Source organism: Sulfitobacter sp. HI0129, from assembly GCF_001635395.1.
GTDB lineage: Bacteria > Pseudomonadota > Alphaproteobacteria > Rhodobacterales > Rhodobacteraceae > Sulfitobacter.
Genome location: NZ_LWGH01000275.1, coordinates 1 through 4475, shown reverse-complemented (window position 1 = coordinate 4475; position 4475 = coordinate 1). Strand labels below are relative to the sequence as shown.

Here is a 4475-nt window from a genome sequence, read left to right as displayed (position 1 = left end):
TGGCGGCCAGTGCCGCGCGCAATTCGGCCAGCGTCAGCGAATCCTCGACCGCCGCGCCCTCGCGGCCCGTACGGATAGCGGATTGCGTGATCGCAAGGATGAAAACGAGCACCGCCGGCAGCAGGTCGATGGCGATGGCCCCGGCCCATGAGGGCACGAAGTTGCGGGCATAGAGGATCACCGCGTCCGCGCTGGAAATCGGGGTATAGGTTGTATCGGCGGGCAGCGGCATGGATTGCACGGCCTGTGCCGCGCGTTCCAGCGTCGCGGCGCGCTGGGCCAGAACCTCCAGCACGGAGGCGATGGTGGCCCCCTGCGCGCCGCGGTTCTCCTCCGTCGCGCCGTCAAGCTCGGGCAGGACGACAGAAGCGGCCAGATCCTGTGCCGCGCGCTCGACGAGCGGCGCCACCGAAAGCTGGCGCAACTGGGTGATCAACCCGGCGAGCCGTACCGCCTGTTCGGAAAACTCGACGGAGCGCGCCTCCACCGGCCCCGGCTCCACCGTGAGGGCGCGCATCCGGCTGAGGATCTGGTTGCCCTCGGCAAAGGCCTGCGCGACCAGTGGCGTCTGGGAGGTGATCTGCGTCTCCAACCCCGCGAGTTCCGCGGATTTCTGCCGCAGCACGCGGAAGACGGCCCCGCGCCCGGCAAGGCCAGAAAGCGAGCCCGCAGCTTCCTGTTCGCTCAGGTCCTCGAAGCTTTGGCGCACGCGGGAGACATCGCGCTCCAGCGCCTGTGCGGAAAGGGCGATTTCATGCGCGCGTTCGAGCGAGCCCTGATAATCCTGCACCGTCTTGGCGAGATGCTGTTCCACCGCCGCCGATCCGGCGAGCGCCGCCGCGTTGAGCCAGCTCGACATGGCGATGATCGCGATGGAACCAAAGCCCATGGCCCCCAGCAGCCCGACCCGCGCCCGCGCGCCGCGCACCGCCGGGAAAAGCCGCAGCATGTAGGACCAGAAGACGAAGATCCCCACCGACACGGCCACCGAATAGGCGATGGCGGCAAAGGCCGACATGGCGCCGTTGTCGTCCAGCAGGGATGACACGCCAAGGTAGGTATAGATGCCCGAGGCCACCGCCAGCACCCCCAACGCCGTGCCCGAAAAGGTATCGAGCCAGCTCAGATGACCCTGCAACTCGCGCGCGTAGCGCACGCCGCGCGCGTCGGCTTCTGTCATATGGGTCCGGTCAGCCATGCACTTATCCTCGTTATCCAGATTTGAAGGTAGTGCCCGTGGGACCAAAACAGAAGACGCCGCTGCCGGACTTGCAAAATGTTCATGTAATGTTCATATTCCCGCCCCATGAGAGACGATCATGAAACCGGGGTGGATGGCCTGCACACAGCGCCGCTGATGCCGGGGCAGGTGCTGGCGCGTGGCGTGGCGCGGCATCTGGCCGAGCTTGGCTTTGTCACGGTGGAAGAACTGGTGCCCGCGCGCGGATTGCGCGTGGATGTCATGGGGCTGGGGCCGAAGGGCGAGATCTGGATCGTGGAATGCAAATCCTCACGCGCGGATTTCATGGCGGACGGTAAGTGGCACGGCTACCTTGAATGGGCGGACAGGTTCTTCTGGGCGGTGGATGATCGCTTTCCCACGGAACTGCTGCCCGAGGACAGCGGCCTGATGATCGCCGACGGCTATGGCGCGGAGATTTTGCGCACGGGCCCGGAGACAAAGCTGCCAGCGGCCCGGCGCAAGGTGATCACACGGAAATTCGCCTTCCACGCGGCCCGGCGGCTGCATCTGCTGCGCGATCCGGGCGGGGTGACGCACTGGGGATAGGGCCAGAGGACCCCCCGGGGCAGGGTCAGCGTTTGCGGGCCGGTCTGCCGCCGCCCGCGCGGTTCGCGGCGGCCATGATCTCTTCGGCGATCTCGCGGGCCTCTTCGGGGGTGAAATCCATGGGGATCTCCATGCCGCCGCCTTCGACGAAGAGCCGCACCATGCCCTTGTCGGTCGGACCGATCTGCAGGTTCGCCTCGATGTCGCGTTCTGTGTCGATGCCCATGGCGCTCTCCGTCGGTGATGGGGCGTATCGCTAGCGCGGAACGGGGCCGGGGGCAAGGGCGCGCGGGTGTGTGTGGCGGGCGGCGCAGTTGCCTGTGGGGCAGGGTAAGTTCGGATTTCCACCGGTTTTGCGGGCGCGAAGGTCTTGCATTTCGCGGTGGTGGCCGGTAGATCCGCGCCAGTGCCGCCTTAGCTCAGTTGGTTAGAGCGCCTGATTGTGGATCAGGAGGTCCCCCGTTCGAGCCGGGGAGGTGGTACCACCCCTTCGAATTGAACGACTCCTCCGGTTGTCACCCCGCACGTCGCGGTGGCCCTGTTGGCTTACGTTCGGGCGTGGTAAGGTAAATGCGGCTCCGACGGGGAATGACCGCGCGATCTGCCATGACCGAAACCTGTTTGGAGCAAAAGGCGCGGCTGGGGAAATTTCGAGACAGATTCGATCAATATGCGCGCGCGCAGGAACCAAATGCGCCCCCTCCTGTTCATCCTTATGTCGTAATCTCCCGCATACGTGATGGAACCACCAGGGACTCCGGGAAAAGAATGAAGAACCAAGCCGACCAGATAGAGGCCGAAGCCGCCGCCACCCTGCTTGAGCGGATGATTCGCGACATCTATGGCGACAAGGGGTCGAGCGCGGTTCAACCGTTGCAATGGTCGATCCTGCGGTATCTGCGCAAGACCCCGGCGGACCGGAACGAATTGCGCTGGATCGCGCGGTATCTCGGCCTGACCCGTGCGCCCGTGGCCCGGGCCCTGAAAACACTGGAATCGCGCGGTTATGTCGAACAGGCCATTAGCCCTGCAGACAATCGCACGAAGACGGTCAGCCTGACTGTGGAAGGTCGCGAGAAGTTGAATGAGGACCCTATCAAAGTAATCGCGGATCGCATATTATCTCTACCTAAGGCTGAAAAGCTTCAATTTATAAGATCTATTCGAACTATTTCCTTGAATTTAAAAAGTGCCCCAGATGACTCGAACTCGAAAGATCCTCCTAGCGGAGGATGATCCGACCGTTTGCGACCTGATCGAGGAATTCCTCGGTGACATGTCAGTTATCATTGTTGTCACCACAACGCGCGCCGCGACCCGCAAGGCCTTGGCCGAGAATTCCGACTTCGATCTTATCCTGATCGATTTCTGGCTGGCCGACGGGGATGCGACCGAAGTTCTCGATTATCTTAAGGAGGCGCATGCGGGCACGCCGGTGATTGCCATGTCCGGGAGCGATGGCCCGATCGACCTTGAGCGGACGGAAGCGATCACCGAATTGAGCGGCAGCACAATTTTCATGCAGAAACCTCTCAGCCGTGAAACGTTGCGTCAAAAAGTTGAACAATCCTTGAACAAGACAAGCTAAACAAGTGCTTGACCTACTGCACTATCTTGCTATTCGTTGCCAGTAGCAACATATTAGCCGCGCCATAGCCATGAGGGACGCATGAGCGATTTAGACGGTCTGCACGCAATGCAGGAAACACAGGATGTGCTTGGAGGACTTGTGGAATTTCTCACCAAGGTCGGAGACGCCTCTTCGGAGGGGACGAAGGCCGAACTGGATGAACTGGCCGGAAAGCTGGCCGGGGTCGCAGCGGAAATTCCGAAGGTATCGAAGAAGGGACGCGCGGTTTCACGCACGTCGTTCGCAAAATAACTTTTCAGCGTAATTGAGACGCATCTATTAGCATGCGGAAAATAAATCTCATTTACGCTAACGATTTGTTAATAAATTTTGTATAGGGGGCCGGTCTATTCCGATTCCCCCTTTTCCGCGTGCAATCCCTATTCGGATTCCGCGGTGATTTGCAATTCCTGTCGTAGGCCCCCCGTTAATTGGTCGTAAACCAATATCCGGTCATCCTGTGTCACCACGGCGTACCATCCCTGACCGGCCGTCACCGCGAGGGGGGTGGCGCCGTCGGGCAGGGTGATCTGCTGGGGCAGGGCCGGGCCGCGGTCCCGCAGGCGGGTGACAAGCAAACCGATCACGACTAGAAGGCCGAGCATCATCACCACGGTCAGCGACGTCACCAGTCGTCTGAGGAACCTCAGGTTGGCCGGCTCATCGGATTCTATCATGTCGCACCGCCGTATCACCTTTGCCGTTGCGGACGCTCCGCCGCCCCGTCTTGATAAGGCGCTTGCCCGCGATGTGCCAGAGGAGGCCACCCTGTCGCGTACACGGCTCATGCGCCTGATTGAGGAAGGTGCCGTGCGAATCGCCGGCGCGGTGGTGCGCGACCCCCGCGCGACGGTATCCGCCGGCGATCTGGTGGAGATCGATGTGGAGGAGGCGGAGGAGAGCCATATCGCGCCCGAGGCCATCGCGCTGGATGTCGTCTACGAGGATGAGGAGCTTATCGTCGTGGACAAGCCCGCGTGCATGGTCGTGCATCCCGCGCCGGGCTCGCCATCCGGCACGCTGGTGAACGCGCTGCTGGCCCATTGCGGCGACAGC

At 62.2% G+C, this 4475-nt stretch carries 7 protein-coding genes, 1 tRNA gene and 1 pseudogene; 6 read left to right on the top strand and 3 right to left on the bottom strand.

Annotated elements, in window-relative coordinates; all coding sequences use genetic code 11:
• Nucleotides 1-1198, bottom strand: a 1198-nt coding sequence (locus tag A3764_RS05815) for a hypothetical protein (RefSeq protein ID WP_067951314.1), incomplete at its 3' end; no start/stop codon positions are given.
• A gap of 108 nt (nt 1199-1306) precedes the next feature.
• On the opposite strand from A3764_RS05815, the gene A3764_RS05810 reads away from it, so the two are divergent.
• Complete coding sequence (locus A3764_RS05810; RefSeq protein ID WP_067926754.1) at nt 1307-1789, top strand: MmcB family DNA repair protein; 483 nt, start codon at nt 1307-1309, stop codon at nt 1787-1789.
• Nucleotides 1790-1814: 25 nt separating this feature from the next.
• On the opposite strand, the gene A3764_RS05805 is transcribed toward A3764_RS05810, so the two are convergent.
• Entirely contained in the window at nt 1815-2015 is a 201-nt protein-coding gene (locus A3764_RS05805; protein ID WP_067926750.1) for a DUF6324 family protein, read from the bottom strand.
• 182 nt (nt 2016-2197) lie between these two features.
• On the opposite strand from A3764_RS05805, the gene A3764_RS05800 reads away from it, so the two are divergent.
• The 4 genes from A3764_RS05800 to A3764_RS05785 all read left to right on the top strand — a co-directional run bounded on the left by A3764_RS05800 (nt 2198) and on the right by A3764_RS05785 (nt 3671).
• Nucleotides 2198-2274, top strand: a tRNA-His gene (locus tag A3764_RS05800).
• Nucleotides 2275-2395: 121 nt separating this feature from the next.
• Nucleotides 2396-3025 (top strand): MarR family winged helix-turn-helix transcriptional regulator, encoded by a 630-nt coding sequence (locus tag A3764_RS05795; RefSeq protein WP_161487482.1) that lies wholly within the window; start codon nt 2396-2398, stop codon nt 3023-3025.
• Entirely contained in the window at nt 2988-3377 is a 390-nt protein-coding gene (locus A3764_RS05790; RefSeq protein WP_082850967.1) for a response regulator, read from the top strand. The genes A3764_RS05795 and A3764_RS05790 overlap by 38 nt, the downstream gene beginning before the upstream one ends.
• 81 nt (nt 3378-3458) lie before the next feature.
• A complete protein-coding gene (locus A3764_RS05785; RefSeq protein WP_068101155.1) occupies nt 3459-3671 on the top strand; it encodes a hypothetical protein in 213 nt (70 codons plus the stop codon).
• Nucleotides 3672-3799: 128 nt separating this feature from the next.
• On the opposite strand, the gene A3764_RS05780 is transcribed toward A3764_RS05785, so the two are convergent.
• On the bottom strand, nt 3800-4096 hold the full coding sequence (locus tag A3764_RS05780) for a DUF6476 family protein (RefSeq protein ID WP_067926735.1): 297 nt from the start codon (nt 4094-4096) through the stop codon (nt 3800-3802).
• On the opposite strand from A3764_RS05780, the pseudogene A3764_RS05775 reads away from it, so the two are divergent.
• A pseudogene (locus A3764_RS05775) lies at nt 4095-4475 on the top strand (RNA pseudouridine synthase); the annotation flags it as partial. The gene A3764_RS05780 and the pseudogene A3764_RS05775 sit on opposite strands and share 2 nt — an antisense overlap.